This is a genomic window from Micromonospora sp. M51, from assembly GCF_018070305.1.
GTDB lineage: Bacteria > Actinomycetota > Actinomycetes > Mycobacteriales > Micromonosporaceae > Micromonospora > Micromonospora parva.
The window spans coordinates 1-4,409 of the sequence record NZ_JAGPXZ010000532.1 but is presented as its reverse complement, the minus strand read 5'-3'; the positions used below and the strand labels follow the sequence as shown (position 1 = coordinate 4,409).

The following is a 4,409-nucleotide window of genomic DNA, read 5'->3' as shown; positions in this document are numbered from 1 at the left end:
ACCGCCACCAGCGCCGGGCCCTCGCTGCTGTCCGACGTCAGGTCGAGCGCCGGCCGGCCGTCCACCTCCAGCCGGTAGGAGGCCCGCTGCGGCACGCGCACCGCAACGGCGAACTCGCAGTAGGTGGGCATGCGCTCGACCCCCAGGTCCTCGGCGAAGGCGGCCACCGCGGTTCCCGCCGGCAGTTGCCCGCTGGCCACCGCCGCCCCGTCCGGGTCGAGTACGCGGTACGGCGCCCGGTTGTGGAAGTGCGTGTACGGGCCGGTGCCGGCGCAGTCCACACCCGCGGCCCGGATGTTGATGTCGCGGACCAGGACCCGGACGGTCGTCGGGGAGACCGCCTCCTGGGTGGCGCCGACGGCGCCGCAGCCGGTCGCGCCGGCCAGCAGCAGGGGCAGCAGAGTCATGATGCTTCGCCGCACGTCATCCTCCTTCGGCCCGCCTGCCGGGTCCGCGGCGGCCTGTCGCCGCGGACCCGGCAGGACCGGGGTCAACCTCGGGCGTCGGTCAGGACTTCTCGACCCGACACTGCTTGGTCACCGTCTTCGTCGGGTCGCTCTCCGAGGTCGCGGTGAGCTTCACGAAGCCGGTCTCCGCGGCGGCGGCGGTGGCACCCACCGACACCGTGACCGTGGTGGCCTTGCCGAACTGTGCGGTGGCGAGCTGGTTGGGCAGCCAGGTCCGCCAACCCTTGCCGGCCACCTCCGCGGACAGGCGGTAGACGTCCGACTTCAGGTAAGCGCTGACGTTCTCCGGGTGCTGCTGCCCGCCGGCCGAGTAGGTACCGGTGTTGGTCAGCTCGAACGAGCAGGTCACGCCGCGGTTGGTGGGCTTGCCGCCGCTGGTCACCTCGCCCTTGCCCAGGTTCACTCCGTGACTGCTCGGCCCGCCGGTGCCGTCCAGGGAACGCACCGCCACGGTGTAGGACAGCGAGCCGGCCGAGTCCCGCTTGAGATCGATGATGTAGAAGTGCAGCCGGTTGGCCTCGTCGACGTACTCGTACTGGCTGCCGGTGTCCGCGCCGGCGTGGAACAGCGCGTCGGAGAGCTGCCGGTAGTCACCCATGGTGATCTTCTGTGGGGTGCCGTCGGGCCGGTAGAAGTCGATCATGTCGATGTCCTGCGGGTTGGCGTCCACCACCCACTGGAACGGGGCGCTGTCGGCGTTCTTCGTCTTGCTCAGCAGCACGCCGCTGTCCGGGGTGAAGGAGTCCGCGCCCATCCGGTCGACGACCTCGACCGTGTAGTTGTTGAAGTTGCCGCCGTCGCACAACGGGTCGGTGCTGACCGCACAGGTCGGCGACAGGTCCTTGTTGAGCGCGATGTTCACCCCACTCAGACCCTTCGGGCCGGCGTCGACCGCCCGGGACGTGACCTGCGCGACCACCAGACCCGAGGAGGCCAGCGACTCCCGCGACAGCCGCAGCACGTGCTCCTCGCCGACCAGCCCGATCTTGATCTTGTCCCGCAGGGTGTGCAGCGAGCCCATCGAGCCACCGTTGGTCGGTGGGATCTGCCAGCGGGTGTGCGGACCGCCCGGGCCGTTGAACGACCCGCGCGACATCATGCTCCAGATCCCGGTGTACGCCCGGCGCAGCGGCTCGCCGTACGGGTTGTTGTAGTTGTCGCCGATGCCGAGCAGGTGGGACAACTCGTGGGCGTAGACGCCCATGCCGGAGCTCTCGCCCTGCGTCGAGGAGCCGCCGCCGGCGTTCGGCCACAGCGTCGCCGCCGCCTTCCACGAGGTCCAGTCCACGTAGCGGGTCTTCGCCCAGTTCGGCAGGTTGGGGTCCGGCGGACCCCAGGCGTCCGGCACGTCCTCCTTGTTCTGGAAGATCATCTGCCCGAACTCCTGCCAGGTCGACGACTCGTCCTGGCCGGCGCTGAGGATGAACACCAACTCGTACTGGTTGGCGACCTCCTCGCCGACGGCCGCCCGCCAGGCGCCCAGGCCGTCGGTGCGGATGTTCTTGCCGCACACGTCCCCGCTCGGGCAGGCACCCGGGTTGAACCCGTTGTCCAGCCCGTACTGGTAGGACTTGGCCGGCATCTGGTACGGCCCGAACCCGGTGAGGTCGACGCCGTAGCGGCCGTTGGAGTCCTGCATCCAGTACTCGTGCAGGGTGTGGCCCTTGTTCAAAGTGTTCGGGGTGTTCAGGAAGTCCTGGTAGAACTTCGGCACGTCGGCCCGGGGAATGTTCGTCGCGACGGACTGCGGGTTGCCGAACACCGTCGAGCGGGCCCGCTGGGAGACCGCGAACGTCTCATCCGGATAGTCGAGCGCCACCAGAGCGATCTTGAAGTTGCGGACCGAGCCCGACACGCTCGGGTCGGCCCAGTTCTTGCCCGGCACAGCCTTGTAGTCGTTCCAGGTCATCGTGTCCGGGTTCTGCCAGGCCTGCGGGTCCAGGACCTGGAACGGCGCGGTGCCGCCGGCCGGGTTGGCCGGGGCCGCGGCGGCCTGCGCCGCCCCGGTCGCCACCAGGGTGGTCACCACGGCTGCGGCCAGTACGGCCCGCCTCAGCCGGGTTCGATGGGGGGTAGCACGGTGCACGGAATCACCTCTCGTCGGAGGAAAACGCGGCGCTGGCGTCCCGGTGGGGGTACCGCGCGACACCTGTCAGCAGGCCGCGCAGCGAATCTAGGAGGGCGGGCCGGTGCCGGTCACCGTGCAGATGTCGGCAGGTGGGCCGGCGACTTCCGACACCTGAAGGACCGGCGTGCCCGCCGGCTCAGCCACTGCCGGCCCCGAACGCCGGCCCGGCCGTCGCCGCGAGGGCCCGCAGCACGTCGCGGCGCACCCCGTCCACAGCGGTGCCGGACAGGGGTCCGCGCGGGGGGCGGCACCGTCCGCCGAACCGCCCGGCGCACTCCATGGCCAGCTTGACCGCCTGTACGGCTTCCGGCCGGGAGGCCCAGCCCAGGATCGGGTGCAGCTCGGCGTAGAGCGGCAGCGCCTGGGCCAGGTCGCGGGCGGCGCACAGCTCGTACAGGCGCACGGCCTGGCGGGGCAGCGCGTTGGGCAGGGTGGCGATCCATCCGGTGGCGCCGCACAACACCAGTTCGAGCACCACGTCGTCGGCCCCGACCAGCACGTCCACGTGTGGGCAGAGGTCCCGCAGGCGGTGCAACCTGCGGACGTCGCCGGTGACCTCCTTGACCGCGACGATCCCGTCGATCTCGGCGACGGTGGCCAACAGGTCCGGCGTGAGGTCCAGCCGGGCGTCGTACGGGTCGTTGTGGGCGACCACCGGCAGGCCGACCGCCGCCACCTCCCGGTAGTGGGCGACCACATCGGCGGGCCGGGCGGCGGGCCCGTCGGGCGGCCGTGCCAGCACGCCGTCGGCGCCGACCGCGGCGGCCTGCTCCGCCCAGTGGCGGGCCTGCCTGCTGCCGTAACCGCCGACACCGGGCACCACCGCGCAACCGGGTGGCGCGGCCTGCACCGTCGCCTTCACCACGGCGGCCCGCTCGTCGTCGGAGAGGGCCCGGTACTCCCCCATCGACGCGCACGGCGCGACCCCGTGACACCCCTCGGCGGCGAGCCAACGGACGTGTTCCTGGAGCTGGTCGAAGTCGACCGACAGGTCGGCGCGGAACGGTGTGGTGATGGCGACCAGCACGCCCCGCCAGGGCCTACCAGTTCCCACTCGGATATCCCCTCCCCGCCGGCAAACGCCCGTCATCGGTACCGCATCGTGCGCGGGGCACCGGTGCGGTCCGTACCGGAACCTTAGGAACGTCTGTCATCCCCGGTCTTCGGACAGATGCCGGAACAGTCGCGGTGCCGTCCGTCCTTATGTCGCGACTTCGACAGTGGACCTTGCGCAATCGCCCATCCGCACCGGAGGGTAAGGACTGACGGTCGCGCGATCCCTGTCACGCAGCGCAACCATGGGAGATACATGCACGGTGAGCTCCAGCGAATCGTCGACGCCGTCGCCGCCCGGGTGGGGCGACCCGCCCTCATCGAGGACCGGCGGCAACGGGTGGTCGCCTACAGCGAGCACGACGGCCCGATGGACGACGTCCGCCGGATGTCGATCCTGCGTCGGCAGACGACGCCGGAGGTGATCGCCTGGTTCCGGGGGAAGGGTGTGCTCACGGCGCGCGCACCGATCCGCACCCCGGCGTGCGCCGAGCTGGACCTGCTGGCGAGGGTCTGCGTGCCGATCCGGCACGACGACCTGCTGCTCGGGTTCGTCTGGTTCATCGACGCCGACGGTTCGATGACCGATGCCGACATCGCCACCGCGGCCGGCGCCTTCACCGACCTGTCCCTGGCCCTCTACCGGGAGAACCTGCTCGGTGAGCTCGCCTCGCAGCGGGAGACCGAGGCCACCCGAACCCTCCTGGTGGAGGGCCGGCAGGCGCGGGAGCACGCGGCGCGGGCGCGGCGGGAGGTGGGCG

At 71.3% G+C, this 4,409-nt stretch carries 3 protein-coding genes and 1 pseudogene; 1 reads left to right on the top strand and 3 read right to left on the bottom strand.

The window, feature by feature from the left end; genetic code table 11:
• From KBX53_RS23825 to KBX53_RS23815, 3 genes are all read right to left on the bottom strand, one after another.
• Nucleotides 1-422: hypothetical protein (locus tag KBX53_RS23825; protein WP_210861738.1), on the bottom strand; the 422-nt coding region annotated here is incomplete at its 3' end.
• An 85-nt stretch (nt 423-507) separates the two neighbouring features.
• Nucleotides 508-2,553, bottom strand: a complete 2,046-nt coding sequence (locus KBX53_RS23820; RefSeq protein WP_036411164.1) for a M6 family metalloprotease domain-containing protein — start codon at nt 2,551-2,553, stop codon at nt 508-510.
• A gap of 178 nt (nt 2,554-2,731) precedes the next feature.
• A complete protein-coding gene (locus KBX53_RS23815; protein ID WP_309140839.1) occupies nt 2,732-3,649 on the bottom strand; it encodes a dihydrodipicolinate synthase family protein in 918 nt (305 codons plus the stop codon).
• 255 nt (nt 3,650-3,904) lie between these two features.
• Here KBX53_RS23815 and KBX53_RS23810 point away from each other — a divergent pair.
• A pseudogene (locus KBX53_RS23810) lies at nt 3,905-4,409 on the top strand (hypothetical protein); the annotation flags it as partial.